The 26,634-nt window shown below is 53.3% G+C and carries 22 protein-coding genes and 1 pseudogene; 11 read left to right on the top strand and 12 right to left on the bottom strand.

Features of this window, described 5'->3' with window-relative positions:
- Window positions 1-147: 147 nt before the first annotated feature.
- The 3 genes from SYN7336_RS16495 to SYN7336_RS16485 form a co-directional block, all read right to left on the bottom strand.
- Window positions 148-507, bottom strand: coding sequence for a hypothetical protein (locus SYN7336_RS16495; RefSeq protein WP_017327055.1), 360 nt, complete (start codon window positions 505-507; stop codon window positions 148-150).
- A 443-nt stretch (window positions 508-950) separates the two neighbouring features.
- Window positions 951-2,027: a site-specific tyrosine recombinase XerC gene (gene xerC, locus SYN7336_RS16490; protein WP_026101082.1), complete on the bottom strand. Its 1,077-nt coding sequence runs from the start codon at window positions 2,025-2,027 to the stop codon at window positions 951-953.
- A gap of 97 nt (window positions 2,028-2,124) precedes the next feature.
- Window positions 2,125-2,406, bottom strand: coding sequence for a hypothetical protein (locus tag SYN7336_RS16485; RefSeq protein WP_017327053.1), 282 nt, complete (start codon window positions 2,404-2,406; stop codon window positions 2,125-2,127).
- A 171-nt stretch (window positions 2,407-2,577) separates the two neighbouring features.
- Here SYN7336_RS16485 and SYN7336_RS16480 point away from each other — a divergent pair, with 171 nt between their 5' ends.
- Window positions 2,578-4,242, top strand: a complete 1,665-nt coding sequence (locus SYN7336_RS16480; RefSeq protein ID WP_017327052.1) for an ISL3 family transposase — start codon at window positions 2,578-2,580, stop codon at window positions 4,240-4,242.
- Between the two features lie 1,025 nt (window positions 4,243-5,267).
- On the top strand, window positions 5,268-8,123 hold the full coding sequence (locus SYN7336_RS28185) for a hypothetical protein (RefSeq protein WP_017327051.1): 2,856 nt from the start codon (window positions 5,268-5,270) through the stop codon (window positions 8,121-8,123).
- 123 nt (window positions 8,124-8,246) lie between these two features.
- Here the strand turns inward: SYN7336_RS28185 and SYN7336_RS16470 are convergent, their stop codons facing one another.
- Together SYN7336_RS16470 and SYN7336_RS16465 are read right to left on the bottom strand one after the other, a co-directional pair.
- Window positions 8,247-8,693, bottom strand: coding sequence for a universal stress protein (locus SYN7336_RS16470; RefSeq protein WP_017327050.1), 447 nt, complete (start codon window positions 8,691-8,693; stop codon window positions 8,247-8,249).
- A gap of 45 nt (window positions 8,694-8,738) precedes the next feature.
- Complete coding sequence (locus SYN7336_RS16465; protein WP_026101080.1) at window positions 8,739-9,665, bottom strand: NAD(+) kinase; 927 nt, start codon at window positions 9,663-9,665, stop codon at window positions 8,739-8,741.
- Between the two features lie 283 nt (window positions 9,666-9,948).
- Here SYN7336_RS16465 and SYN7336_RS16460 point away from each other — a divergent pair, with 283 nt between their 5' ends.
- The 4 genes and pseudogenes from SYN7336_RS16460 to cofH all read left to right on the top strand — a co-directional run bounded on the left by SYN7336_RS16460 (window position 9,949) and on the right by cofH (window position 14,649).
- Window positions 9,949-10,488 (top strand): tetratricopeptide repeat protein, encoded by a 540-nt coding sequence (locus SYN7336_RS16460; RefSeq protein WP_017327048.1) that lies wholly within the window; start codon window positions 9,949-9,951, stop codon window positions 10,486-10,488.
- Between the two features lie 252 nt (window positions 10,489-10,740).
- Complete coding sequence (locus tag SYN7336_RS16455) at window positions 10,741-11,400, top strand: Uma2 family endonuclease (RefSeq protein WP_227498525.1); 660 nt, start codon at window positions 10,741-10,743, stop codon at window positions 11,398-11,400.
- 212 nt (window positions 11,401-11,612) lie between these two features.
- A pseudogene (locus tag SYN7336_RS31735) lies at window positions 11,613-12,193 on the top strand (Uma2 family endonuclease).
- Between the two features lie 74 nt (window positions 12,194-12,267).
- Complete coding sequence (cofH, locus tag SYN7336_RS16445; protein WP_017327046.1) at window positions 12,268-14,649, top strand: 5-amino-6-(D-ribitylamino)uracil--L-tyrosine 4-hydroxyphenyl transferase CofH; 2,382 nt, start codon at window positions 12,268-12,270, stop codon at window positions 14,647-14,649.
- A gap of 81 nt (window positions 14,650-14,730) precedes the next feature.
- Here cofH and nrdR read toward each other — a convergent pair whose 3' ends face one another.
- Window positions 14,731-15,252 (bottom strand): transcriptional regulator NrdR, encoded by a 522-nt coding sequence (nrdR, locus tag SYN7336_RS16440; RefSeq protein ID WP_026101078.1) that lies wholly within the window; start codon window positions 15,250-15,252, stop codon window positions 14,731-14,733.
- Window positions 15,253-15,746: 494 nt separating this feature from the next.
- On the opposite strand from nrdR, the gene SYN7336_RS16435 reads away from it, so the two are divergent.
- Both SYN7336_RS16435 and SYN7336_RS16430 read left to right on the top strand, forming a co-directional pair.
- Window positions 15,747-16,112, top strand: coding sequence for an NAD(P)H-quinone oxidoreductase subunit M (locus SYN7336_RS16435; RefSeq protein ID WP_017327044.1), 366 nt, complete (start codon window positions 15,747-15,749; stop codon window positions 16,110-16,112).
- A 74-nt stretch (window positions 16,113-16,186) separates the two neighbouring features.
- Window positions 16,187-16,615: a DUF2996 domain-containing protein gene (locus tag SYN7336_RS16430; protein WP_038026043.1), complete on the top strand. Its 429-nt coding sequence runs from the start codon at window positions 16,187-16,189 to the stop codon at window positions 16,613-16,615.
- Window positions 16,616-16,700: 85 nt separating this feature from the next.
- Here SYN7336_RS16430 and SYN7336_RS16425 read toward each other — a convergent pair whose 3' ends face one another.
- Window positions 16,701-17,108: a hypothetical protein gene (locus SYN7336_RS16425; RefSeq protein ID WP_017327042.1), complete on the bottom strand. Its 408-nt coding sequence runs from the start codon at window positions 17,106-17,108 to the stop codon at window positions 16,701-16,703.
- A gap of 205 nt (window positions 17,109-17,313) precedes the next feature.
- Here SYN7336_RS16425 and gatA point away from each other — a divergent pair, with 205 nt between their 5' ends.
- Window positions 17,314-18,765, top strand: a complete 1,452-nt coding sequence (gene gatA, locus SYN7336_RS16420) for an Asp-tRNA(Asn)/Glu-tRNA(Gln) amidotransferase subunit GatA (protein WP_017327041.1) — start codon at window positions 17,314-17,316, stop codon at window positions 18,763-18,765.
- Window positions 18,766-18,890: 125 nt separating this feature from the next.
- Window positions 18,891-19,088: a hypothetical protein gene (locus tag SYN7336_RS31035; protein ID WP_071590796.1), complete on the top strand. Its 198-nt coding sequence runs from the start codon at window positions 18,891-18,893 to the stop codon at window positions 19,086-19,088.
- 150 nt (window positions 19,089-19,238) lie between these two features.
- Here the strand turns inward: SYN7336_RS31035 and phnD are convergent, their stop codons facing one another.
- Together phnD and SYN7336_RS16405 are read right to left on the bottom strand one after the other, a co-directional pair.
- Window positions 19,239-20,240, bottom strand: coding sequence for a phosphonate ABC transporter substrate-binding protein (gene phnD, locus SYN7336_RS16415; protein ID WP_017327040.1), 1,002 nt, complete (start codon window positions 20,238-20,240; stop codon window positions 19,239-19,241).
- 570 nt (window positions 20,241-20,810) lie between these two features.
- On the bottom strand, window positions 20,811-21,590 hold the full coding sequence (locus SYN7336_RS16405; protein ID WP_017327038.1) for a carboxylesterase: 780 nt from the start codon (window positions 21,588-21,590) through the stop codon (window positions 20,811-20,813).
- Between the two features lie 140 nt (window positions 21,591-21,730).
- On the opposite strand from SYN7336_RS16405, the gene SYN7336_RS16400 reads away from it, so the two are divergent.
- Window positions 21,731-22,450, top strand: coding sequence for a Uma2 family endonuclease (locus tag SYN7336_RS16400; protein ID WP_017327037.1), 720 nt, complete (start codon window positions 21,731-21,733; stop codon window positions 22,448-22,450).
- Window positions 22,451-22,607: 157 nt separating this feature from the next.
- On the opposite strand, the gene SYN7336_RS16395 is transcribed toward SYN7336_RS16400, so the two are convergent.
- From SYN7336_RS16395 to bioF, 3 genes are all read right to left on the bottom strand, one after another.
- Window positions 22,608-24,017, bottom strand: coding sequence for an IS1182 family transposase (locus SYN7336_RS16395; RefSeq protein WP_017327036.1), 1,410 nt, complete (start codon window positions 24,015-24,017; stop codon window positions 22,608-22,610).
- Between the two features lie 393 nt (window positions 24,018-24,410).
- Window positions 24,411-24,845, bottom strand: coding sequence for a 4'-phosphopantetheinyl transferase superfamily protein (locus SYN7336_RS29920; protein ID WP_017327035.1), 435 nt, complete (start codon window positions 24,843-24,845; stop codon window positions 24,411-24,413).
- A gap of 417 nt (window positions 24,846-25,262) precedes the next feature.
- Window positions 25,263-26,435 (bottom strand): 8-amino-7-oxononanoate synthase, encoded by a 1,173-nt coding sequence (bioF, locus tag SYN7336_RS16380; protein ID WP_017327033.1) that lies wholly within the window; start codon window positions 26,433-26,435, stop codon window positions 25,263-25,265.
- Between the last annotated feature and the right edge of the window lie 199 nt (window positions 26,436-26,634).

Here is a 26,634-nt window from a genome sequence, read left to right as displayed (position 1 = left end):
TATTTCCTTCTTGAAATCCATATAGATCGAAAGTGTTCATATTTTGTCTTGGCTGACGTTTAATCGATAACTTGAATACTAGGTCTTCTGAATGCTCCTTGTATATTATCAAAGAGCATAAAGTTGACTGGCCGACATTGCATCAGCTCATTCCGTTTCACTGCCAAAGGTGGTTGCAATTTCTTCCCCTTTCTCTGTAGCTACAAACCAGGCAATATCTCCAATATTTGGTTCTCTTTCGAGTTGATTCCACTCAGATTCAATTCTTTCAATAACCTGATTGCTCTGTAAATCCCAAACAACAAACTCCCCATCGCGATCAAAATTTCCTATATCAATAAGTTTTCTTTCTAGAAAATATCGCAATATCTCAACAGTTTTTTCACGGATAAGTAACTCATCATTTTCAAGACTCTCTTGCCGAAGCTCCCATATGATTGTCCAAATGCCAACATAGTCTTCACAAGATTCTACTAGTAGCTTCTCTTTGATTTTTAACTGATTCATTTGTCTAATTGAATTTTATTTTTCTGATAGGTATGCCTGGAATATTGACATCAATTGTGGCATTAGATGACGGACTTCGACTCATTTGAGTCCTAATCCTAACAGTACCCCCATCTGGACGATTTATTAGCAAGCCAGGAAAATTTGTATTTGTGTTAACAGTACCTCCTTGAGTAAGCTCATCAAATGTTTCTAGTGCATCATTGACACTGCCTTGAACTTCTCTTATGTCGTCACTACTCCCAGGATTCCCTATAGGGTTCCCATTGGGCATTAAAACATCGCTAGCACTTAGCGAATTATTTGAGCTAATAATTGAGTCAGAGGCAATTCACTTTTTAGATGTGATTTTCTCCGATAAATACTGGGTTTGAGCGGCTAAGGAAAAAGACGGTGATGATTGTTATTTGAGCAAGCCCCCCGAGGCAAGATTTGAATCAATTCTACTGCTCGTCCAACTGTTCGGCGGCTAAGGTGGCGAATAACTCATCGGCTGTGGCGGGTGTCTCTTCAGTCTGCCCATCCCAATCGACGCTGAGCGAGCGCTCGGAGCGAGCCGGGTGAGTGAGGGTATGAATCTGCTTGAGCTTCTTAATCGAGACCTGGGTGTAAATCTGAGTGGTATCGAGACTGACGTGACCCAACATCGCCTGAATGTGACGGATATCGGCTCCATTCTCGTGCATGAGCGTCGCCATCGTGTGACGGAACAAATGACAACTCCCCGTCTTGCCCAGCTCAGCCTTATCGACATAGGAGCGAACCAACTGAGTCAAGCGGTTGGGAGTCAGGGGCTCCCCCAGATGAGACAGAAACAAACGGCCATCCTCATGACCGCAACAGAGATGGGGCCGCACATCAGCCAGATATTTCTCTATCCAAGCTACGGCCCGAGCGCCAATGGGAATCATGCGGTCCTTGCGTCCTTTCCCCTGACGCACCATCAAAGTACCCCGCTCGCCATCGAGGTCTTCGAGCGCTAAGTGAATCATCTCCAGGCGGCGAATACCAGTGCTGTAGAACGTCTCTAGCATGGCCCGGTCTCGCAACCCTATCGGCTTTTTGAGCTCCGGCTGGTTGAGGACTTGTTCGGCTTCTGTTTGAGAGAGAATCGCCTTGGGCAGTCGGGTCTCAAGCTTGGGCAACTCTATCTCGCTGGCGGGATTGTAGAGAATGTGATTCTGGCGCGAGAGCCACTTAAACCAGGCCCGCACAGACACCAGATAGTTGTGTTGAGAGCGAAAGGAAAGAGGTTTGCCGTTGGGCTGGCGGTAGTGATAGAGAAAGCGTTGATAGCGCTCCAGAATGGGCTTAGTAATCTCGGGAGGCCGCAAGAGGGAGCGCTGAGCGGACCAATTGATGAAATGGGCCAGATAGAAGCGGCGGGCGGTGATAGTGCGGGGGGAGTAGTTGCGCACGGCCATCCATTCCAGATAGCGCTCCATGAAACTGACAAAGCCCTGGGGGTCGGCGATGTTGGGTACGTCAGGGAAGGACGGTGGCGGGCGCTTGCGGGGCATGAGCAGCTCAGGGGAAAGGCTACAGGTACGACGAGAAAGTACGACGAAAAGTACGGTTTTGAGAGAGGGGGGTACTGTGCTTTTGGGGGGAAATCGGTCAAGAGGGGGCTCTATGCCCATTGAGAACTGGGTTTGAGCCCCCCTGACTTGGCCCTAACTTGGGGGCAACTTGGGGCAAACTTGGCGCTGTCTTTTGAGCGATTTGCCCTGACCTTTGAGTGATATCCCCTAACTTTTGAGCGTCGTACTCCTGCCTGAGACGAGCGACGTCAATCAAGCCCATCTGGTGAGCCCCCGGTGCGGCGGGATTGCCGTCGTAGAGCAGCTCGTATTGAAAACTCTTGCCGCGACTGCCGGCATGGATCAGCAGATATTCCAACTCCGTCAGGCGGCGACAATGAATCTTGAGTTGGCCGTCGCTCCAGCCAGTGCAGCTGCGGATGTCTTTGCGAGTTGCAAAATAACGCCAACTTCGGGGTCTTGTCCGCTTTTGGTGATGCAGAGAAGGTATAGGAGAATACCAGGTGCAAACCCTCACTCTGCCAAGCCCGTGGAACTTTTACAGCATCTCCTGCCCAGCCAAACGGATGTGAGCTTGAACAGTTGGAGTATCGATCCGGCCAACCAACAGCTCGTTGTTAACCTCTGCTCGACTCAAACGGTGGCCTGTTGCCCGCTGTGTCATCGCTCCACCGATCGCATCCATAGCCACTATGAGAGAACGTTGAGGGATCTGCCATTAGTTCAATTCACGCTGACGATATTGCTCCAAGTCTGTAAGTTCTTCTGCCTCAACGAGCGTTGCCCTCGGCGTATCTTTACGGAGCGTCTGCCCGAGGTTGTCGCGCCTTGGGCCAGACGCACGACTCGCTACACGGCTCAACTGGAAGCGATGGGCTTAGCCCTCGGTGGTTCGGCAGCAGCCCGCTTGAGCCATCAGCTCGGATACGGATACAGACGCAACACCATCTTGCGAGCCATCTCCAAATTGCCCCTACCAGTCATGGCCACGCCAAAGATATTGGGGGTGGATGATTTCGCGTTTCGCACGGGTCATCATTACGGAACGATCTTGGTCGACTTGGAGACCAACCAACCGATCGTACTACTCCCCGACCGGGCGGCTGGGACCTTAGCAGCCTGGTTGAAAGAGCAGCCTGGTGTGAAGATTCTCTCGAGAGATCGCTCCAAAGCCTACAGGCGAGGCATGAGCGATGGAGCACCCGATGCCATCCAGGTAGCCGATCGCTTTCATCTGTTGCAGAATCTCGAAGAGGCTTTAGAGAAAGTCTTTAAGGGACAAACCCAGTCGCTCGAACAGGTTGAGCAGCAACAGATTCAAGCCCAACAGCCAACCGAAGCACCGACCCCCGAAGCTGCTCCGGATAGATATCGAACCCAAAGGGAAGTCAATCGGGCCATACGACTGGAGAAGTGGGAACAAACCCATGCTCTACGCAAGCAAGGCTATGCCATTAAAGACATTGCCCATCACCTCGGCATTGGCGAGCGAACGGTGTATACCTACCTGGCCGCGTCAACGTTTCCGGAATGGCAATATCCTGTGGGGCGGCGGAGAAACCCCAGTTGTTTGGATCCATACAAGGCTTACCTGTCAGAGCAATGGCAGCAAGGGCGCCAACAAACTAAACAGTTGTTTGGCGAGATCCAACAGCAAGGGTACCCGGGCAGCTATATGACCGTCGCCCGTTACACTCGGCAGTTGCGTTGCTCTCTGCCCTCCATCAAGCCCAGCCGAGAATCCCTCAATGACTTACCGGGTCGGGGACCAGCGCCATCACCCGCCACACCAGTGTCAGAGCCTTTGAGTGCCAAGCGGGCGGCTTGGCTGCTGTTGACACGGCCTGAAAACCTTACGCCTGAGGAGAAAACCCTGCTGGAAAAACTGGGCCAGCAGCCAAAGTTATCGGGGGCGATCGCTCTGGCTCAGGGGTTCATCAAACTGGTGCGCGAGCGACTGCCTGGGGAATTCGACGATTGGCTGGAGACAGCTGTGAGCAGCTCAATCAAGGCATTACGGAGTTTTGCCAAGGGTCTTCAAGAAGATTACGATGCGGTGAAAGCAGCTCTCACACTCGAGGTGAGCAATGGGCCAGTGGAGGGTCAAAACAACCGACTAAAAATGCTGAAACGGCAGATGTTTGGAAGGGCTGGGCTCGAGCTATTGGCCAAGCGCCTCATCCTAATCAGTTGATTCTTATACGAAATAAGCGCCTCATTTAGGACAGATTTAACGATCACCAAAAGCGGACAAGACCCCGAAGTTGGCGTTATTTTGCATTTATCCTGCAGCGGCCATTGAGTGACTCTTACCTAAGCCTGTCCAATTCTTCCTCGGCGATCGCTAGTTTATCCGCAGTGAAATCTCCCCGAGCCAGTGAGTCAAAGTCCCACGAAGCTGAGGGCGGAATCGTTCATCCAACACTGGCTCGCACCGTAAGGCTTCCAACACTTCCAAAGAGCACAATCTAACTTCATATATCGAGTCCAGCTATCAACGAGTTTTCAATGATTGCGGGCTCTATTTTTTTGGCGAGAGCAGTTTTTCGAAGTCCCCTAGCCGTAGATACCGATCGCCACAATACCTGCCTTAGGGAAATATGCCTAGAACTTTTCGTGAAGTTAATTTAAGCATAGCTAACATCCCTAGCTTCATTTTATTCAGATATATCCTGAATTTCTGAAATTTATGATTGCACTTACTAATTTTAAAAAACAGCTTCAGTTATATATTGGTATATTTTAATCAATTAGGAAAGCTTTTTTTGCTCACTATGGGCATATGTTTGTTCCTTCAGTAAAATGTATTCCAGCTAACAAAATGCTTCAGTGCGTTTCTGCTAGCCACCTCGAGGGGATATCGATTGCTGCAATATTGACTCCTAAGGAATTACACCTAAAACCTTTTGTGAATTTTATTTAAGTTTGACGTAGTATTTTATCGTCAATGTTATTCAAGTGTAACCCACATTTTTGAGGTTTATGATTACAATCATTATTGCGGGCGACAAAGAGTATTTCAGTACGTTTTTAGTATATTTTGAACAGTCTTCAAAGTTGATGCCGGCTGTGTTGATTGTGTATTTAATTTGTTGGCGAATTGTATTCTAGCCAACGAAAACTTTTGGTGTGTTTTTAGTTTTTGTCTTGAGTTGTTCTACAGCTTGAGACCTTTGCTTCTCGCAGCTTTTGCTGTTACTGATTTGGAGTCTTTGTTTCATGTTGTACATAGATATTGACGCCTTGTTTGGCGCATCAGAGAGCTTATCTGATGAACTTGTTCCTTTGCTCGGCGAGATTGGGCTGGGTGGGAGCATAGTCGGCGGTCCTGGAGACGATACTCTACGCGGGACTGATGACGACGATACATTAGTTGGTTTCGGCGGCGATGATTCGCTGTCGGGCCGAGATGACGACGATCTCCTCGTAGGTGGGACTGGTGCAGATACCCTCAGAGGTGGTGACGGGGACGATACCCTCATTGGTGGATCGGGACCTGATTCACTAGCCGGTGGAGAAGGGTACGATTACCTGTTTGGGGGCGGCGGCTCCGATACCCTCGCAGGCGGTCGAGACGATGACCTGCTGGAAGGGAACGCTGGAACTGATTCTCTCCGTGGCGGTTCTGGAGAGGATACCCTCAAGGGTGGTGTCGGCAATGACACCCTCAGAGGGGGTAGCGATGAGGATCTGCTTGAAGGGGGTGCTGGGGCGGATTCCCTGAATGGCGGTTCTGATGACGACACCCTCAAGGGTGGCGGCGGCGATGACACCCTCAGAGGGGGTGGCGGCGACGATTTTCTCGATGGCGGTGCTGGCGACAACACCTACATTGGCAACGGCGGCTCCGATACCTTTGTCATCGGCACTGAAGATAGCTTCAACACCATCGAGAGCTTCCGCATTGGCCAAGACGATGGCATCGCTCTGGACGGTGGCTTCCAGATCGACGACCTCATATTTATGAGTAGCCCTGGCGGGACAACAATCGTGGCGGATGGCATCGACCTTGCCTTCGTGGGTGGTGTTTCTCCAGGTGCTTTGCTGGGTGAGGCGGAAGATATTTTTACAACTGTCTCCGCTGAAGCTATTTCGCTCAGCTTCGAAGACATCGAGTTGCCAGAGACAATTGAATTTGGCGATACGGGCTCCGTCACCCTGGAACTCACCAACACGTTCGATCTTGACTTCGAAGGTCACCTGGATCTCAACCTCTTCATCTCTACTGATGACGATCGCGATTCGGAGAGTGACATCCGTAACGATGGCTTACTGGCCAGTCTAAAACTCGATTTGGAGCTAGATGCTGGCGAATCGACTGAGGTGGAGATTGACTACGAAACTCTCACATCTGTCATCGCACCCGGTGCTTATCACCTGCTTGCCGAGGTCGAAGGGGGCGAGCTGACAAGCGCGCTGGTTTCAGCCGAAGGAACTAATTCTGTCTTGGCTTGGCACGCGTCTGCTCTCAACGCCATCCAAGAGTTTGGCGAAGATGACAGCGATGCAACGGGAATTGGGATCGAGCCCACTGTCGGTTCTAGAGCGCTGGCTATTATACAAACCTCAGTGTTCAATGCCGTTAATGCCTTCGATGAAGACTTCGAGTTTTATCTGGACCTCGACCCAGGTAGCCCAGCTGCTGGTGCTTCGGCTGATGCAGCTGTTGCCGGTGCGGCTGTGACGGCTTTGGCCAATGTTCTGCCCGGAACTGCAGATTTGACTGACACCATCGTTGCCCAGCTAGAGAGCAGTTTGGACTTGAGCAGTAGCGAGGTCACGAGTCTCTTGACCGCTGCTGGTTTGGGAGCAGTCCTCGAAGCACCGATCGATGACCCCGCCACACCGCCTGCTTTTGTCACCCCCTTCTTATCTGAAGCCCCCACTCCCGGTACGCAACCGGCAGGCATCTCCGATGCGATTTGGGATGGTTTCTTGCTGGGCCTCAATGCTGCCGACCAAGTGCTGGATGCTCGTTCCGGCGATGGGTTTATCGGCTTCTTCCAAGGCCCTGACGATCCGGCGACTTACGACCCCAGTATCTTCAGCCCGTCGGAATATGTGTGGTTGGGCGAGCAGGTATTTGCAGATGGCGTACTTCAATTCGGCGGTGCGCCCTTCGCCCTCAGCCCTGGCTGGGCAGATGTGCTCACGTTTAGCGGCGTGAGTGCAAGTGACTTTCTTGCGAATGCAGACATTGACGCAGATGGCGATGGCTTGTTCCTCGATGGCCGTCCTTTCGATATCGAGACCACTGTTGATGGCGTTACGACCACCAATACAGTGACCGAGTTTAACCAACAACTCTTCCTCGATGAGATTATCGAAGTTCAAGAGCTAGGGGCGCTAGAGGACACTGATGTCACGACTGTGACGCGCTCCCTAGATGAAACTGAAATTGCCATTTTCTGGGCTTACGATCGCGCGGATACATTCCGACCTTACGGTCAGCTCCATCAAATTGCTCAGGAAGCCGCTTTCCGCGAGGCAGGTGGCGAGCCAAGCTTGGCGGAGAGTGCCCGAATTCTAGGTTTGACTAGTATTGCACTAGCAGATGCTGCGATCGTGGCTTGGACCGAGAAATATGTTGAAGTACAGCCTCGACCTCAAGATGTGATTTCTGGCGATTTCGGCCAGTTCACGCCGATTGGCGAGCTGGACTTAGCAGCATTAGGGGCAGATCTGCTCGTGGGTGAAGTTCCCGTCGATTTTGACTGGCAACCTTTGCTGCCCGATCCTGCTTTCCCCGATTTCCTCTCCGGGCACTCGACATTTGCCGGTGCCTTCGGCGGGGTACTGGATACGTTGTTCCCGGATGTTGAATTCATTCCGGTGGTTTCGCAAGAACTGGTACCGGGCAATGGCATCTTCACAACGTCCAATGACGAGCTATTCGACATTGACGACTTTGGTGCCGTCAGAGAGTTTAGTAGCTATGGGGCGATTGGGGCTGAAGATGCCATCAGCCGCCTCTTTGGTGGGGTTCATGTTTTTGAAGCCACTGAAGATGCGGTTATTGTGGGCACTGATGTCGGCGAATTTGTTGCGAGTAGCCTTCTAGCGCCTGTCGCCTAACTCTCCCGCTATTGAGTTTATTTTCAATCGATCGGCAGGGGTATGGTTAACCATATCCCTGTTTTTCTGAGGAATCCATTTACGCTTGTGTCGCTCGCCAACGCGAATGAAAAACTGGCTTTGCTACGGCAATCGATCTCGCTTGATGACATAGACCGAGCAGTGTGCCGACTCCACCACTTGAGTACTCACCGAGCCTAAAATCACCCGATTCACACCCTTGAGCCCGCGCGAGCCCAACACAATCAGATCGGCTTGGTGAATGCCCGCAAGCCGGACGATCTCCTCGGCTGGATCGCCCGTGGCAATTTCGATCGCGAGTTTAACCTCCCCCAAAAGCGTGGTGACCTCGTCCCTCAGCTCGTGCAAAAAGGTTTCTGCCTGCATGAGCTTCTGCTGGGGCGATCGCGCTTGATTGGGGACATCGGCAGGCAGGTCGTCCTCTCCAGCAGCAGGCAACACGTAGGCCAATACCACCCGGGTGTGGGGAGCGAGGTTGAGGGTTTTGAGGGCCTCCACCACGGGCATAGCCTGAGGCGAGACATCGACAGCCACCACGATTGCGTTCACGAACAGCTCTCCGGTAATGGGGATTGAAAATGAGGCGAAAAACCCCTACGGCAACTCTACCGATGTTGGTTTGGAGGCGTGGGTCAAGCCCCATCCCAGTTTCTCTCTTAGCAGACGGAAAAACTCCGCCCGCTTCAGGCGAATCAGCTGGGTTTGGTAGGACGAGCGGGCAATCCGAATTTCGTCCCGATGAGGTGAAATGTAGCAACCTGCGTTGCCATCGACCACTAAGATCAGCTGATCCTGTTGGGGGGAGACAATCTGAATCAGCTCGCTGTCGGGAAAGACAAGGGCGCGCGAGGCCAGAGAATGGGCACAAATAGGAATGAGCTGTAGGACGGAGACACCGGGGATGACCACTGGACCGCCGGCTGACAGGGCGTAGGCGGTCGAGCCTGTGGGAGTAGCAACAATGATGCCGTCGGCAGCCACATCTAAAGGAGAATGCTCGCCAATACTGATTTCGAAGTGGCACATGCTGGTGAGGGGTTCCCGGTGTAGAACTAACTCGTTGAGGGCCAATGCCTCCCAGATTAACGCTCCTTCCCGCCAAACTTGAACGGCGATCATGGTGCGCTCGTCGAGATAGCAATCCCCCGACAAGACCGCTTCGGTTGCCTTGAATAGCAAGGGTAAATAAGTTTCGGTTAAGAAGCCGAGGTGACCGGTGTTGACGGCTAAAAGCGGAATGCGGTGGGGGGCCAATTGGCGGGCGGCGGCTAGCACAGTGCCGTCCCCCCCCAGCACAATGGCAAAGTCCATGTCGGTATCGAAGCCCGGAGGAGCGAGGCGATCGATCGGGCTGTGGCGAACGGGGCTGTGGGGTTGAGAATAGCCTAAGATACCGCTAGTCCCCGTTGCAGTATGAACCTTCCAGCCTTTGGTTTCCAGCCATTCCACCATCGAGTCTTTGGCCCGCAGGGCTGATGGTTTGCTGTCATTGTAGATAATCCCTGCTTTGGACTGTCCCATGGAGTTGGCGATGTGAAAGGGTGATGGCATAGGCGGTGCGTCGCACCATAATACTGCAGCCTGCCAAGCGAGAGTCGATCTCGCATCAGGAATGGCTAGCAGGTAGTGAAGCGGGAAGGGGGTGGCGATCGCCCCCACATCTTTATCAGGATATCGGGATTGTTGCTCGATGATGGGGGATTGCCAGTATTGGGAGTGCTTCCCCCTGGGCTCGCTCGGCAGGTATCCCTCGCCAGATGGCCGAGGGGTGGTAGGTTGAGAAGCGATAGAAGGTGCTGGATTCATGGAATTGTCATCGGTTTTACCTCTGATTTATCTGCTGGCTCTGACCGCCGTGCTGGGGGTCATTGGTTTGCTGGTGTTTCGCGAGGTGATGCGCAATCGCCGTCAGGAGGGGGTCATTAGTCGATTGCAGGGGCGTTTGGCCAAAGGCAAAGGTACCCCCGAAGAGCACTACGAGTTGGGCAGCGTGTATCTAGAAAAGAAGTTATACGATCTGGCGATCGCTCAGTTCCGTAAAGCGATCGATGTCGCGGAAGAAGATATCCCTGTCGTGTGCAATGCAATGGGATACACCTATTTTCTCCAGGAGCAATACGACCTCGCCATTCGGTTTTATAAAAGTGCGGTAGAAGCAGAACGAGACTATGCCACCGCTTGGAACAATCTCGCCCATGCTTACGAGAAAAAGAATTTAATTGGTCAGGCGGTTGAGGCTTACGAGACGGCGCTGGCGATCGATCCCGATAGCGATATTGCCAAGCGTCGCTCCACTTCGCTGCGCAAGCGCCTGTCGCCCACAGGGTCGGCGGCGGAGAAATAGTCGCTAGTAGACTTTGACAAAACTGGCGACTCAAAGCTTCCGGGCGAGAAGAGTTCCGCAGCGGCAGCAGACAAGCGATCGCGGGCATCTGGTAGCTTCCGCGATCGCCTAAAGCTCTCGCGAATGCAGAAACAGTTCGGAATTAGGCTGAGAGGAAGGCGATCGCTCACTCAAGCCCAACTAAACTGCGATCGCGATCGCAAATCCAAACTTGTAGAATAGAGCCACTTGCAACAGGCGCTTGCGATGGTGATGATTTCTACTAAAGTCAGTGAACTCGACTTAGATAATTTTGACGGACAGCTCACCCAGACGGTTGTTTTGTCGAGCATTAGCTGGCAAACCTATCGGGCAATGCTGACTGATATGGGAGACCATCGTGCGACTCGCATTGCCTACGATCGCGGGATTCTGACTCTAAAAATGCCTTCTAAGCTTCACGAGATTATTAATCGCTTGTTGGCTCGCATTGTCACAACCTTGACGGAAGAGCTCGATCTGGAGGTGGTCGATGTGGGCTCGACGACGCTGGATCGGGAGGATTTAGAAAAAGGGGCAGAACCGGATACGGGCTTTTATATCCCAAATGCATCAAAGCTGGAAGGGCTAGATCCCGAGATTCCGGCACAACTGCCACCGGATCTAGTTATTGAGGTGGATATTACTAGTCCTTCAACTCAACGAATCGAGATTTATTGGGCACTGGGGGTGCCTGAAGTTTGGCGATATACTAAGCGACGCGGATTGATTATTTACCAATGGCGATCGGGCGGTTATGAGGAGTCTGACGTGAGTGCTGCGTTTCCAAAAGTAACTGCGGCTCGGCTAAACCAATTTTTAGTGCAGCGGCAAACTCAAAGTGAGAATCAAGTCATTCGGACTGTACGGAGTTGGATTCAGCCACTGGAATAGGGTATGAAGCAAATCAGGAACAAAGCGATCGCACTTGAAACAGTTAGTATGCATAGCCGCCCTGTCTGCCAAGCTCGCCAAAGCAAGTAAAGGGAGCCTCGAAAAATTGCGAACTGAATTGAATCCGTCAATCCCGCCACTAAGATTTAGTCGATCGAGCGGGATAATATGAAGTCATTGAGTCCTGGCATAGCAATGCGGGAGTGATAGTGATGGCAGTTGCGCTCGAACGCCTCAGTTTTGCTGACTATCTCCAATACGACAACGGCACGGATGTACGCTACGAGCTGGTGGCAGGTGAATTAATTCCAATGAGTCTGGGGACCGGCCTACATGCTGAAATTATGCACCTGTTGGAAAAACAGTTTGAGGCTGCGATCGCCACTCGGAAGTTACCTTGGGTTGCACGTAAAGGGGCGATCGGCATTCAGTCTCCACAACGGGGCCGATGGGATACGGTTCGCATTCCAGATGTAGTCGTCTTACCCCAACAGCAATGGCAGGAAATCCGATCTCGCGAGGCGGTCATTTTATTGAGCGAACCCCCCCCCTCTTGGTGGTTGAAGTGGCAAGTCCCTCGACCGCCAGCACGGACTATCGGGCCAAGCGGACAGAATATGCAGTCCTCGATATTGCCGAGTATTGGATTGTCGATCCACTAGAGGGTCGGGTAACGGTTTGTACGTTGGTGGATGGCTTTTACGATACGGCAGAGTTTCGGGGCTCTGAAGCGATCCAATCCGGCAGGTTTGAGGACGGGTTGCTTTCAGCCGAGCAAATTTTGAATCCTTGAGAAGACTTTAATTCTTGCGATGCTCGGTTAATGTTGACAAGGCTGTTAGCCACTCAAGGCCGATCGGGGGACGTATGCACATTCAGGATTTGCTCGATGCCGCCCGCGCGGGCGTACTGCCGAGCGAGGAAGCAGCGATCGCCCTGGCAGACTGCGAGGACACCAAGGCACTAGCCTCGGTCGCCGCAACGCTGCGCGACCGAGGCTGCCTGAATCTCATCACCTACTCCAAGAAGGTCTTTATCCCCCTGACCCATCTCTGCCGCGATGTTTGCCATTACTGCACGTTCGCGCAGACGCCGAAGACACTCAATTCACCCTACATGCCTCTCGATCGAGTGCTCGATGTGGCGCGCAAGGGTGCTGAGATGGGTTGCAAAGAAGCACTCTTCAGTCTCGGCGAGAAACCCGAGCTGCGTCACACAGTCGCGCGCGAGGCGCTCGCCGAGATGGGTTACGAGACGACCCTGCAATACCTGCGCGATGCTGCGGCAACCGTCCTGGAAGAAACTGGCCTGTTGCCGCACCTCAACCCCGGCACCATGACGCCTGAGGAGATCGCAAGCTTGCGTCCCGTCTCTCCCTCAATGGGCATCATGCTCGAGTCTGCATCGGACCGATTGACCGAAATAGGCATGCCGCATTACGGCTCGCCAGACAAGCTCCCGTCCGTGCGCCTGCAGACGCTACGCGATGCGGGCGCGGCCAACATTCCGTTCAGCACTGGCATTCTCATCGGCATTGGCGAAACGCGTCGCGAACGTATCGAGTCGTTGCTTGCCATTCGCGAGCTGCACGAGGCGCACGGGCACATTCAGGAAATCATCATCCAGAACTTTCGCGCAAAGCCAAACACCGCGATGCATCGATCGCCAGAGCCAGCTTTGACCGAGCTTCTGTGGACTATCGCCGTGACACGTATCCTGTTCGGCGCTGAGATGAGCGTGCAAGCACCACCAAACCTGAGTCCGGGGGCGTTCGGACAAATCATCGCCGCAGGCATCAACGATTGGGGCGGGGTCTCGCCGCTGACGCCCGACTTTATCAATCCCGAAGCACCCTGGCCCCACCTGGAAGAGCTGGCGCGCGAAACCGAGCTTGCCGGCAAACACCTGCACGAGCGACTGACCATTTATCCGGCCTACGCGCAGAATCTTAACAAGTGGGTAGACGCGGGCTTGAAGACTCGAATTCTCAAGCTTATCGACGCAGAAGGGTTACCGCGCACGGATGACTGGTCGGCTGGGGAAGATCGATCGCCACCAGTAGACGTGCTGGCCGGGATCGCAACCGTGCCTGCGCGAGTGTCGGGCGATCTCGTCACTATCCTCGATCGCGCTAAAGCGGGCAGAGATCTCGACGAAACCGATGTCATCAGGCTGTTCCGAGCGCGCGGCGACGACTTCAATGCCGTCGTGCAAGCTGCCAACGACCTGAGGCGTAAAGCTAACGGCGACGTCGTTAGCTTCGTCGTCAACCGCAATATTAACTACACCAATATCTGCTACTTCAAATGCCAGTTCTGTGCCTTCTCGCAGGGGAAGTATTCCGAGAACCTGCGCGGTCGTCCGTACGATCTCAGTCTCGACGATATCCAACGGCGCACCCGAGCAGCCTGGATGCGCGGCGGCAGTGAAGTCTGCATGCAGGGCGGCATTCACCCCGAATACACGGGCCAGACCTATATCGACATCGTCAAAGCTGTGAAAGCAGCCGTGCCCGAGATGCACGTACATGCGTTCTCGCCCCTCGAAGTCTGGCAAGGGGCCGCAAGCTCGAACCTCGGGCTCGAAGGGTATCTCGAACAATTGAAGCAAGCTGGCCTCAGCACGCTACCCGGTACAGCTGCCGAGATTCTCGATGACGAGGTCCGTGCGGTCATTTGCCCGGACAAGATCGATACCTCTCAATGGTTTGAGGTCATGGAGACAGCCCACGAGGTCGGCTTCAAAACCACGGCCACCATCATGTTTGGCCATGTCGATCGCCCCAAACATTGGGCGCGGCACCTGTTGCGCATTCGCGCGCTCCAGAAAAAGACAGGCGGTTTCACCGAGTTCGTACCGCTGCCGTTCGTGCATATGCAAGCACCCATCTACCTCAAAGGAAAGGCGCGACGCGGCCCCACCTTCCGCGAAGCGATGCTCGTGCATGCCGTCGCACGACTGGCCCTAAATCCATACATTACAAACATCCAGGCAAGCTGGGTGAAGCTGGGTCGTACAGGGGTTGTCGCTGCACTGAATGCTGGCTGTAACGACCTCGGCGGCACACTGATGAACGAGAGCATTACCCGCGCCGCAGGTGCTGCCCACGGCCAAGAGACCTCACCGCAGCAGATGCGCGAGCTCATCCAATCGGCCAATCGCACGCCGAGGCAACGCGCTACCGACTATGGTGACGCCGATCCAGCGGCGATCGCGCGTGGAATGGGGACTGGCGGGCTAGCAGGATAGCCTAGCCCTGCAGGTGCTACAGAATCCGTTAGAGCTAACTGACAATATCCGAACAACTCCAGCTCTCGACGCAGAACCGGTTTAAACCACGACCGAAGTAGATTGCTGAGAGGTCGATTCTCGATCGGAGGGCACCCGATCGACGCCATCGACACTATTGGAGAAATTCCCTAATTCCGTCATAAAGTCCCGCACCCCCTGGAACTTTCGATACACCGAGGCAAATCGCACATAAGCTACTTCACTCAGGGGTTGCAACTGCTCCAACACCATCTCGCCGATCTCTTTACTGGTCACTTCTTGGCGATCCGCTAGCTGCAGTTTCTCTTCAATCGACTCCACCAACCCCTCCATTGCCTTGACGCTCACAGCGGTCTTTTCGCAAGAACGCATGACGCCTTTGAAAATCTTATTGCGATCGAAAGATTCGCGCGAGCCATCTCGCTTGATCACCATAATGGGAACGAACTCGATACGCTCGTAGGTGGTGAACCGAAACTTGCATTCCATGCACTCTCGCCGACGGCGAACACTTTGGCCTGCTTCAGCAGAGCGAGATTCTAGAACGCGAATGTTTGCGGAACTGCACTTGGGACACTTCATGACCAATTCCAATGACTTCCTAAAGGGCGGACAGCGAGGGCATCGGCTGTGGAACAGCGGGCAAAAACATCAAACCAATGAATTAGGGTGTTGTTCCGAATACTGTTCCGAACACTGCTGTGCAGAGCTCGCTATGGCGTCCCGGAGCTCGGAAAATTGCTTGCCGAGGTGAGATAGGACTATCCCCATTCTGCCCAAATTTCTCAGCAATGGGCGATGGCACGGCAAAAAGTCCTCAGAAACTATAGCGAACGGAGAGATTGCCTGACGAACCTTAGCTGCGATCGGCATCGCTCGTTCGATAGACGCCGAGAATGCAACTGTATCGAGAATGCAACTGTATCGAGAATGCAACTGTATCGCGATCGCCGCGAATGCTGCAGAAGTCAGAAGCTTAGGGGGCGATCGCCGAACCTTATGCCAAAGCCCTCTGCCAGTGCAGAATCCCGGTGGTAAAATTATTTGACGTCTGTTGCGAACATCGTTACGTTGCCATGCTCAAATGCACCACTCGCCACGTTTATATCTTTGCGGGCGAGGTCGTAGATAACGCACTGGTCCCCAGCGAAGAGCGCTTGACGCTCGATGTCGATCCCGATAACGAACTCAGTTGGAACGATGCTTCACTGCAGAAGGTATTTCGCAAGTTTGACGAGCTGGTCGCAGCCTACAAGGGTCGAGACTTGACGGATTACAATTTGCGCCGCATCGGCTCGGACCTGGAGCACTACATCCGCGCCCTTCTCCAGCAAGGGGAAATTAGCTACAACCTCAACGGCCGCTCGCTCAACTACAGTATGGGCTTCCCACAAGTCCCCCTTGAGAATGTCACCGACCAATACATTCCCCCAGAACACTGAGCATCCCTTCGCTCCCCCAGCATGCCGCGCTCTCGTTTTGCAGTTGTTTCACCAGTTTTTGAGGAACCTTCAGAATGGCTGAAGAGTCAAAGCCAGTAGTGTCCGAATCCAAGCCTGCGGAAGACAAGACTGCTAAGCCGTCGGCCAGTCAGAAGCCTGCAGCTAAAAAGAAAAAAGCCAAAGAACCCGAGAAACCCTTCGAGCAGGCGATCGCCGAAGATGTCATTCCCGGTACCGTAGCTGCGTTTAAAGCCCGTGGCGTTGACGATCTAGAGCTAGTTTTTGAAGACAGCACCCTCAAGGGGAAATTTGCTGGCGATCGCCGCGAATTTAACGTAATTTTCAGCGAACCCGAGCTGACGGCGTCGAAAGCCTTCACCTGTACCACTGACAGAGCTCCCATCAGCACGGTGGAGTCGTTCATGATTGACGAGCGCAAAGCGCCTGCCGAGCTGATCGTGTTTTACATCGTTCAGCGCATCTACGCGCAGCAGTGGATCTAGCGATCGTCCCTGAAATAGTCCATTTAATAGTTCCAGTGATTCAACGCCACAAAAGGACACTAATTGACGGGATTGAGAGTCTTCATCAACCAATAGCTTGAGGTTCAAGGGAAATTCCCGCTGTTTCCAACAGTCGGCGTTCCGATTCTGCTTCTAGTTCGAGGAGCGATCGATGGCTTTCACAATAAGCAATGGCCTCTTGAATGGCTTCAATCGGCAAATCCCAGTTGTTAGCCGCTTCTGCCAATGATAGTTTGTTGGCGATCGTATCTCCCCAAACGATCGAGGCCAATAGCTTGCGACCCTTGATATACAATTGTTTGCGCCACCCTCCAGGACGTGCTTCTAGATAGCGATACCGTTCTACTCCATCGTCCGAAAGAGTTTTGATAGATGCCAGAGCAGGAACCGTTTCGGCTACATACACATATAGTGCAAACCGTTCGCCTTCAGACAATTGGTTAATTTGAACTCTCAGTTCTTCAAGCGTCATTAGCGAGTGGAGAAAGTCTGCACGTCAATTCTAGTCTGTGCTCGACGGCAGGGCGAAAGCCATTAGAGGCATAGTAGTTCGTGTTTTTTCAGGTTGGCAAGAATCCCTCCCAAAGCACTGCAGGCAGTACGCTAGACTATGTGTTTGTCGCGGTCTGCTCGTACAGGCCCCAAGCGCGCAGTTCGAACAGTAAGGTTGACTGTTTATGTCCGTCATTCGCACCCTTCAGACCCAATTACAGCAGGGCGATCGCACTGCTGTCGACATTGCGCGGGAGTATCTGGAGCGGACCCAACAGCTAGAATCCAAACTCAAAAGCTTTCTTACCCTGACTGAGGAAAAAGCCCTAGAGCAGGCTGCCGCCGTGGACGATCGCCTCCAAGCCGGTGAAGAGCTAAGTCCTCTGGCAGGCATCCCCATCGCCATCAAAGACAATATGTGTACCAAAGGCATCGCCACCACCTGTGCCTCCCACATTTTGGCCGGATTTATCCCCCCCTACGAATCAACTGTGACCCAGAAGCTAAACGCGGCGGGGGCGGTGATGGTGGGCAAAACCAATTTGGACGAGTTTGCGATGGGCAGCTCGACAGAAAACTCAGCAATGCAGTTAACGGCGAATCCGTGGGATTTGGACTGCGTGCCGGGAGGCTCTTCTGGGGGCTCGGCAGCAGCAGTCTCGGCGGATCAAGCTGTTATTTCCTTGGGCTCCGATACGGGGGGGTCGATTCGGCAACCGGCCTCGTTCTGCGGCGTAGTCGGCATGAAGCCCACCTATGGCTTGGTGTCTCGCTACGGCTTGGTGGCATTTGCCTCCTCCCTCGACCAAATTGGCCCGTTTGCCCGCACAGTGGAGGATGCGGCGCTGTTATTACAGGCGATCGCCGGTCGCGACCCGATGGATGCCACCAGTCTCGATGTGGAAATTCCCGATTATGCAGCGGCGCTAAAGCCCGAGATTGCAGGGCTGCGGATTGGGGTGATTAAAGATTTGATGGGGGAGGGCTGCGAAGAGGATGTGAAGGAGCTAGTGCAGAGGGCGATCGCCACCTACGAGGAACTCGGTGCCGAGATCGTAGAAGTGGAATGTCCCACCTTTAAGTACGGTCTATCGACCTACTACATCATTGCTCCCTCCGAGGCGTCAGCTAATTTAGCTCGCTATGACGGGGTCAAGTATGGCCTTAGAGAAGAGGCGGATTCGCTGATCGGTATGTATGCCAAGACTCGCGAGCGCGGTTTTGGGGCAGAAGTGAAGCGCCGCATCGCGATCGGTACCTACGCGCTATCAGCAGGATATTACGATGCCTACTACCTCAAGGCACAAAAGGTACGGACGCTGATTAAGCGGGATTTTGAGGCAGCCTTTGCAAAAGCAGATGTCTTGTTGAGCCCCACTTCTCCCTCGGTGGCTTTTAAGGCGGGAGCTAAGGTGGGTGACCCACTGAGTATGTACCTGTCCGATTTAATGACGATTCCGGTCAACTTAGCGGGCTTGCCGGGACTGAGCCTGCCTTGTGGCTTTTCACAGGGGCTCCCCGTTGGCCTGCAGTTAATTGGCAAGGCGCTGGGCGAGATGCAGTTATTTCAGGCGGCCTATGCTTACGAGCAAGCTACTGACTGGCACAAGCAGCGACCGCCGATCGCGATCGCATAGGGTCATAGGACGATCGTATTGCAGGCAAGTGGCATTAAGAAATTAATAAATTGTATCTATTGATACGTTTTATGGAGTCATTGTATGATAGAGGCGGGGGATGAGTAGGATTGGAGGACGAGAGGATGACACTGCGAAAAGACTTGCGCCGTCTCAATCTGTCTCACCGAGCCAGAGCTAGAAATCGGGAACAATCGCTGTTAATGCGTGCCAATAAAGCCATTGGTTTACCGGGCAGCACCCACTATCTCAACCACATTCAAGGGGAAATGCCTTCCACCTTCAGCAGTGACTACAACTGCAGCCATGCGGCAATGAGCTAGTCAAATGGGGCCGAGTTCTCGGGCATACCTCAGTTCAATGGCTCTGCATTGGGGGGTAGGGGATGGGGGCTAGACACTTGTGTCGAACTGACGTCTGGCATAAAGTCAGGCCCCCTACCAAGGGGAGACCTGCGAAAAATTCTCGGCCCATTACTTTTGTCCCAGTGCCTCCAATTCGGCATTGAGTTCGGCCAACTGGCGGGCTTTGACCTCCTCGCGGGTAGCGCTGTTTTCCACTTCGAGAATCTGTTTGGCGAGATCCAACTCGCGAATGGTGTCCCAACGACTGTCGTCTGCAGGTTCTAAGGCCGACCACTGCAACGGGTTGAGAATTGATGGGTCATCAAAATTGTGAAAGCACGTCCGAATGGTGGCTTTGAGATCCTCTGGCAGATCTTGGCGGTAGGCGATCGGTTCGCCGGGAATGATCGGGGAAGTCCAAATAATTTGAATTTTCTCTAGGATTTCTGGATTCGCTAGGGCAATCCGCTGCAGAGCCTCGCTATTGGTGGCGGCAACGTCCAAATGGGCATTCGCTACCGATAGGGTGGCAGCCTCGTGATTGCCTGCAAAAATCAGGTTTTCGAAAGCGGTGTTGGGGTTCACGCCATTCTGCCCGAAGACATAGTAGCTGGGCACCAAAAAACCGGAGGTGGAATTGGGATCGATAAAGGCAAACGCGAGCTCGGAGGCGTTGGCAATCACATATTCATCGCCATTTTGAGCCTCTAGGTCGATCTCCTCAAGCATGGGGTGGTCTTTATAGGTAATCAGGTGGCCGTAATAACCGCGCGAGCCATCCGCCGAGACTGTTTGGGCAAATGCCTCGGCCCCTGCGATCCTCGCTGCTTCAATATAGGATTTGCCCCCATACCAAGCCAGCTCGAGATCGCCAAACCGCATAGCCTCAATTAGGCCGGAGTATTGGGTGGCGTAGACAGCATTGACGGGCAAACCGACACACTGCCCGATCGCCTCCACAAAGGGTTCCCACAGAGGCTTTTGGCTAGCTTGAGTCTCGGTAGACAGAATGCCAAAGTCCAATTCGACAATTTCATTCTGGCTGGTGGTCGATAGAGAACCGCAAGCGACTAAGCCCCCGATCGCTACTGCAGCCAGTGCAACCGTTGAGGAAAAAGATAGCTTAAACATCAATCTCTCCGTGCCTTCAGCACGAAGATACTGTCCTTTTATGTGAATGAGATGAGACAGAAAAGATATCAATATTCGATAGAACAACTCTATTTGTTACAAGTAAGTGTTTTTCTAGTTTGTGACTCCGAAATGACTTGCCAGGACTGCGATTGATGACTCTGCGTCGAGAAAAATAGACTGGCAAAAATTGAATTAAAAATTTTTCGATTGAGTTTCCAATTGAGTTGAGCAAATCGACTCTTTTGGGAAACCAGAGATTAGTTCGCTCGCTCCCAAAGCCATAGACTTCGCCATCCACCGAGAGCAGGGTGGGAAAGGCGGGGTCGTCTGCGTCGATCGCCCCCCGTTGCAGGCCGGTGGCCAAGTCCAAGACCGTTGTGACGACATCGCCGCTGCCCAAAGCGTTGCAAGATGCCTGAAAGACGCGACCGTTAGGTTCAGAGCGAGCACATATGTTCAGAAGATTCTCTGTAAACCCCTGATGGGATGCATTATCGAGGATTTTACAATCTGCCTGAAGGTTGGATAGGACAATCGGGCCTGCGAACAGAGGCGATCGCCTTCAGCCTAGTGCCCTTGTGCTAAAAACGTTCCCACTTTATCGAACACCTGCTGGCGTTCTAGATCGAGCGTAATGATATGGTCCGATTCCGTCAGCCAAGTCAGCTCTTTATCGGCGGATGCAACATTCCGGTAAATATAGTCAGCTCCAGCAGGGGCCACGACTGAATCCCGCTTGGATTGCACGATCGCAATGGGGTTAGAAATCTTCGGAATAACAGGTTTGGCATAGTCTTCAATTAACTGGATGGCACTGCGCACTGCAGCCATGTTGAAGGTTTGAAAAAACGCGACACTGCGGGCAGCGGCTTCCATGTGGCGATCGCGAATGGGCAGGCGAAAGCGAGGAATATCTTCGATGACATATCCGAGGGTGCGAACGTAAACCTCCAACGGCAAGCCGAAATACCACTCGTAACGAATTTTGAGGTAGGGGGAAAGCAGCACGAGGCGATCGACGGGATGGGAAGCGGCTAGATATAAGGCCAGCGGACAGCCTGTAGAGAATCCAACAACCGAGACGGAATCGTGGGTATTGGCAAGAGATAGATAGGCGGTGAGGATGCTTTCAAACCATTGCTGCCAGGTCGAGCGCGGCATTTTGGGGGCGGGGCGATCGTGGCCGGGATAGGCAATTCCCCGCACAGTCCACCCTTGTCGGTGCAAGACCTCTCCCAGTAGCTGTATTTCGTAGACTCCACCACCTAGACCGTGCAGGAGCAGACAGGCGCGATCGGTGGTTCCGTTGAGTAAAAAGGGTTTGTTTTTGAGGGCGATCTCGACCATTGCGAAGCTTCCGAGTTAGCTAACGGGATTTGCTCCATTGTGACTAAAGGGGGAGTGTAGCAAATGTCGATCGGAGGGGCGATCGCTCGCAATGGGTTGAGGTTAATCTAAGAGAGACGAGCTGCTGCTGTATCGAGACTATGATTGCCATTGCTCGACCCCATACCGAGCCTGTTTATCCAGTCAGGGATGACGAGCCCTTGGCCGAAAGCTACGCCCACCTTTATGCCATTCTGACGATCCTCGAAGCCCTGCGGCAGCACGTGAGCGGACGTCGGGCCACAGTTTTGGCCAACCAGTTTTTGTACTACGCCCAAGGCTTTCCCAAATTACGGGTGGCTCCCGATGTGATGGTTATCTTCGATGTGGAGCCGGGAGGGAGAGACTGCTATAAGGTATGGGAAGAGAGTAAGGCACCTACCGTTATCTTTGAAATCACCTCTGCCAGTACGAGCAAGCAAGACTTTGAGAGCAAAAAGCATCTCTACGAAAGTTTGGAGGTGCAAGAGTATTGGCTCTTCGATCCGAAAGGGGATTGGATTGAAGGGCAATTGCTCGGCTACCAATTGGTTGGGGATGATTATGCCCCCATTACTGACAAGCGCAGTGAACGCTTGCAATTGCGCCTAGAAGTTGAAGGCGATCGCCTCAGCTTCTATCGGGAAGATACCGGCGAAAAACTACTCGTCTCCGACGAGCTGGTTTTGGCCCTGCAAGAAGCCACTGCTGCAAAGGTAGAAACACAGCAGCAACTGGAAGCCACTCAGCAAGCACTAGAACAAGAACTTCAGCAGCGAGCGGAAACGGAAGCACTGCTCGATCGCTATCGCCAACAGTTTGGAGACTTACCTGAAGAGTAACCCTTTCAGTCATACGACCTGGCAGTGGCAGGGATCGCAAGGTGTTCTCGTTGGACGCAAGCCCCCAAAGTGACGTGAGTTCGACAAGGGACTGGCCCCCATCCCCTAACCCCTTCCCCCAATTCTGATGCTGCTGGCGAATTATTCCGTAACATTCCTATGGAGTATTGGCCAATTGTGCAAAGTGAGAGGTTCGAGTCTGAGCAAAGGGCTGTTCGTGTAACCAATTGATTAAGCGTACGACATTTATAGCGGTGGCAGTTATGACGTGTTGCAAGTGGGTTTTGGCGATGCCCTTATAACGACAGCGTCGCAGTCCAAATGAGACCGCTTGAGAGAGAGTGCCTTCAATCCCAGCGCGAGCTGCATAGCGCTGCTTAAACTCCTCGGATTGTTGTGTGTCTCGGGCTTGTTGTAAGGCAAGGTGTTGGGCTTGGGGCCGCACAGAGAGAGAGCGTCCATTTTTTTGAGAACGGGTGCATTGAGCTTTGAGGGGACAAGCCTGACAGACTTGAGCGGGAAAGCGAATTTTCACCCTCTGCTGCCCCCGTTGGTCGCGCTCAAGTTCCCAAGTTGAACTGAGATGGCCGGGTGGACAGCGAGCTTGCTGCTGGGTCCAATCAATTTCAAAGTGAGTGATATCGAGTCCTTGGGGAGTGCGAGCTTGCCAGCTACTGTCCGGCAAGACCGGCCCCAGCAGCTCAATGTTGTACACCTGTTGAGTGTCGATCGACAGGGGGGCATCTATGTAGGCGGTATCGACGAGATGCTCCTGCGGACAGAGTTCTTTGTCCTGTAGGGCTTGATGAATCGATTGGGTGAGCTTGCTATCAGCTGTGGTTGCCCTGGTGGTTTCTACATGGGTAATCAAGTGGGGCTGATGGGCCTCGCAGATTTCGGTGAGATGGACTTTGTAGCCCACCCATTCGGTCTGGCGTTTGCGACTGAAACGAGCCTCCAGCTCATAGGGAGAGCCAATCCGCCCTCCGCTAGGTGGTTGCCCTTGAGCTTGTTCGCGCAGATGCAAGCGCTGCTCGGCATCGAGATAAAACTGTTGAATCCACACCTGTGGTGACCCCTCCACTGCCGGGACTTGGCCGAGCCAATCCGGCCCTGTTGGGTCAGCATAGATGGCACTGAGAAGTCGATGCCCATCTGTTCCGAACCTCAGCATCATCTGATGACGTTCCTGCTTGTCTTGAGGGAATCGGTAATCTTCCACCCGGCAACTATAGCGCTCGAACCAATCTGGGCTGAGCAGCACACTCAACCACTCTGGGACTAACACCGCCAAACTATTGAGGGCGGCTCGTAACGTCTCGCCAATCAGCTCTAGCCGATGCAGCCTCCGAAGGGCAGCCTCAACGTGGGTTGAGTCAGTTCGTTGGGCTCCTCCTGCTTCAATCCAGCCACGTTCCTGAGCGCGAGCCAGCAACTTATCGAGCAGTTGTTGTTCCACACCGCCACGCACTAATCGTTGGCGAAATTCGCTCAGCACTGAAGCATCAATGCCGGGATCGTCTAACTCCAGACTCAAGGCATATTTCCAATCAATACGCCCCTGCACCTCAATCGGTTTTAAACAGAGAAATAGTCTGAAATGCCGAGTGGATAAGGGATTTCTACTTTGGAGACAAAGATTGCCTGTACCTTTGTACCGTCGGCCTTCCAGTTTATTCCTGCCGCCTAGTTCCGCAGAGTATGTCTATTCTGACAGCCCGCTATTCGAGCAGACTTACCATCCTTGGGCCTCCTTCCCTTTGACTCACGGCAGCTAACACTGGCCAGTATCTGCAGTAGTATTACGCTTTGTTGAATTCGCCAGCAGGATCAAAGTTGGGAGAGGGGTCGGGGGATGAGGGCCATTCAGAGCCATCGAACTCAGGTTGTCTAGAATCTACAACCCCCTACTCGCCATCGAAGGAGGCGCGATCGATGATTGAGTCGCCCGAGATAAAGATCAGTCATTTGAATGATTAACGATCTCAGTTTCTATCGGAGCAGTCCAGGAATAGATCTGCGGTTGAGGACTCTTCACGGCGAGTGCTGCAACATAATCTGGATGAATATCGAGGTCTGCCATGCTCCAGTCGCTCGCTTTTACAGTATGACCTGCAACCTTTAACAATTGAGCAGGCTCGTTGGGCAATAGGGTCACTTCAAAGCTATCGAGAGCAATACTCAACCCCCCCCCTAATGCTTTGATATAGGCTTCTTTGCGAGTCCAGCAATGAAAAAAGGCGCGCTGTCGCTGCTGAGGAAGCAGTCCCTGCAGAACAGCTTTTTCTCTAGGGGCAAAAAATTGCTTGGCGATAACCTGCTCGTCACAGATAGTACGGGTATGCTCGACATCAATGCCAATGTCGCGATCGCAGCTAAAGGCCAGTAGGAGCATATCTTTTGAATGGGAAAGATTAAATGACAATACACTCGAGTGATGCTTGGCAAGGGCTGGTTTTCCGTACGGTCCGTATTCAAACTCTAAAGAGGCTGGAGATTGGCTGAGGTAGCGACCGAGAAGCAAGCGTAGAAGACCGCGACAAATAATGTATCGATCGCGATCTCGCTCGAATCGGAATCGATCGGCCCGCTGCCGTTCCCCGCTATTGAGAAAATTGAGAAATAAATGAAGGCTAGCAACATTTCCGGCATAGCAGGGCAGATTCCCTCGCCATACATGTACTTCGTGGCGAACGGGTTGGAGGAGGGGAGAAGGGGGTTGAAGCCAAAGTATAGTTTAATTCTCCGGCGATTCATTTTCAGAGATGGGCGATCGCCGCTTGCAGCTTAGCTAATCGAAAGCATTCTACAACTAACGAATCATTTGATGGGGTAGCGATTGAGCAGAAAGCCAGGGTTGCAAAGCATCGCATAGGCTATCCAGTTGCTCGGCAGAGTGGCTAGCCGAGAGGGAAATGCGCAAGCGGGCAGTACCGTTGGGCACCGTGGGGGGGCGGATCGCTTGGACCCAAAAGCCGCGATCGCGCAGGTGTTGCGAGGCCGCCAGAGCTATTTCGGGCTCGCCGAGCACAATGGGACAAATCTGGCTGTCGAGGACTCTGCCGAGACGAGAGGCTAGGTGTTGGCGATTGCGGTGGAGGCGTTGCAGGCGTTCGGGATGGGCTTGCAGATAAGCGATCGCGGCACGGGTGGCAGCAATGACGCTGGGGGGTAATGCGGTGGTGTAGATAAAACTCCTGGCCCGATTGCGCAAAAGCTCGGCGATCGCCTCGCAACTGGCGACATAAGCGCCAAAACTCGCTAACGCCTTGCCGCAGGTGCCCACTTGAATCAGGCGATCGCCCTTCAAGCCCAAATGCGCGCACAGCCCAGATCCCGCAGGCCCGAATACCCCCACACTATGGGCTTCGTCCACCACTAGGACGGTGTCGTAGGTTTTGGCCAATTGCAATAATTCAGACAAGGGGGCCACATCCCCATCCATCGAGAACACGCTCTCGGTCACAATCAGCCGAATGCCCGAGCTGGGGTGGCTGTTCAAGAGATGCTCTAAATGTTCGAGGTCATTGTGGCGAAACTCGTGACTGCGGGCGCGACTCAAGACCGTACCGTCTCTGAGGCTAGCGTGGGCCAGGGCATCGACAAAAATCCGATCGCCCCCCTTGGTCAGTCCCACTAACACCCCTTGATTGGCTTGATAGCCGGAATTGAATGCCAGTGCCGCTTCCGTCCTTTTCCAGGTCGCAATTTGGCACTCCAACTGCTGGTGAAAATCGAAACTCCCAGTCACCAGCCGCGAGGCTCCACTGCCCGTACCGTATTGTCGAGCTGCAGCGATCGCCGCTTCCACTAACTGCGGCTCTCGGGCCAAGCCCAAATAGTCATTGCTGGAAAAATTAATCAGCCAGCGATCGCCCCACTTGACTCGTACCCCATCGCAGGCAGAGTGGTGGTGCAATTGGCGATACAGACCCAAGCGTTGCACTTGGGCAATGCGGTCTCGGATGCGATCGAGGACAGTCATAGCAGCTTATGGTGTGACTACTCTCACCGCTAACCCTACGGGTCTAGCGGGAGCTTCTCAGACTCACGAGTGAGAGTTGCTGTTTCACAGGCATCCCAGCGGATAAGCCTCCACAGCCAGAGAGCGGTAGTCCAACCGCCCTGCGTTTAACTATCCTATCCTCCTCACCGCCAAATGCTCTGCGTTCTGGCGGGAGTAC

Origin of the sequence: Synechococcus sp. PCC 7336 (assembly GCF_000332275.1) — a bacterium.
GTDB lineage: Bacteria > Cyanobacteriota > Cyanobacteriia > Thermostichales > PCC-7336 > PCC-7336.
Note: the sequence above shows the minus strand (reverse complement) of the source record. Positions and strands in the feature narration are given on the sequence as shown.

What these genes read in the sequence shown, in the direction of transcription:
- SYN7336_RS16495 (WP_017327055.1), bottom strand. Translation starts at nt 507, where the DNA reads ATGAATCAGTTAAAAATCAAAGAGAAGCTACTAGTAGAATCTTGTGAA.
- xerC (WP_026101082.1), bottom strand. Translation starts at nt 2,027, where the DNA reads ATGCCCCGCAAGCGCCCGCCACCGTCCTTCCCTGACGTACCCAACATC.
- SYN7336_RS28185 (WP_017327051.1), top strand. Translation starts at nt 5,268, where the DNA reads ATGTTGTACATAGATATTGACGCCTTGTTTGGCGCATCAGAGAGCTTA.
- SYN7336_RS16465 (WP_026101080.1), bottom strand. Translation starts at nt 9,665, where the DNA reads ATGGGACAGTCCAAAGCAGGGATTATCTACAATGACAGCAAACCATCA.
- SYN7336_RS16460 (WP_017327048.1), top strand. Translation starts at nt 9,949, where the DNA reads ATGGAATTGTCATCGGTTTTACCTCTGATTTATCTGCTGGCTCTGACC.
- SYN7336_RS16455 (WP_227498525.1), top strand. Translation starts at nt 10,741, where the DNA reads ATGATTTCTACTAAAGTCAGTGAACTCGACTTAGATAATTTTGACGGA.
- cofH (WP_017327046.1), top strand. Translation starts at nt 12,268, where the DNA reads ATGCACATTCAGGATTTGCTCGATGCCGCCCGCGCGGGCGTACTGCCG.
- nrdR (WP_026101078.1), bottom strand. Translation starts at nt 15,252, where the DNA reads ATGAAGTGTCCCAAGTGCAGTTCCGCAAACATTCGCGTTCTAGAATCT.
- SYN7336_RS16435 (WP_017327044.1), top strand. Translation starts at nt 15,747, where the DNA reads ATGCTCAAATGCACCACTCGCCACGTTTATATCTTTGCGGGCGAGGTC.
- SYN7336_RS16430 (WP_038026043.1), top strand. Translation starts at nt 16,187, where the DNA reads ATGGCTGAAGAGTCAAAGCCAGTAGTGTCCGAATCCAAGCCTGCGGAA.
- SYN7336_RS16425 (WP_017327042.1), bottom strand. Translation starts at nt 17,108, where the DNA reads ATGACGCTTGAAGAACTGAGAGTTCAAATTAACCAATTGTCTGAAGGC.
- gatA (WP_017327041.1), top strand. Translation starts at nt 17,314, where the DNA reads ATGTCCGTCATTCGCACCCTTCAGACCCAATTACAGCAGGGCGATCGC.
- SYN7336_RS31035 (WP_071590796.1), top strand. Translation starts at nt 18,891, where the DNA reads ATGACACTGCGAAAAGACTTGCGCCGTCTCAATCTGTCTCACCGAGCC.
- phnD (WP_017327040.1), bottom strand. Translation starts at nt 20,240, where the DNA reads ATGTTTAAGCTATCTTTTTCCTCAACGGTTGCACTGGCTGCAGTAGCG.
- SYN7336_RS16405 (WP_017327038.1), bottom strand. Translation starts at nt 21,590, where the DNA reads ATGGTCGAGATCGCCCTCAAAAACAAACCCTTTTTACTCAACGGAACC.
- SYN7336_RS16400 (WP_017327037.1), top strand. Translation starts at nt 21,731, where the DNA reads ATGATTGCCATTGCTCGACCCCATACCGAGCCTGTTTATCCAGTCAGG.
- SYN7336_RS29920 (WP_017327035.1), bottom strand. Translation starts at nt 24,845, where the DNA reads ATGCTCCTACTGGCCTTTAGCTGCGATCGCGACATTGGCATTGATGTC.
- bioF (WP_017327033.1), bottom strand. Translation starts at nt 26,435, where the DNA reads ATGACTGTCCTCGATCGCATCCGAGACCGCATTGCCCAAGTGCAACGC.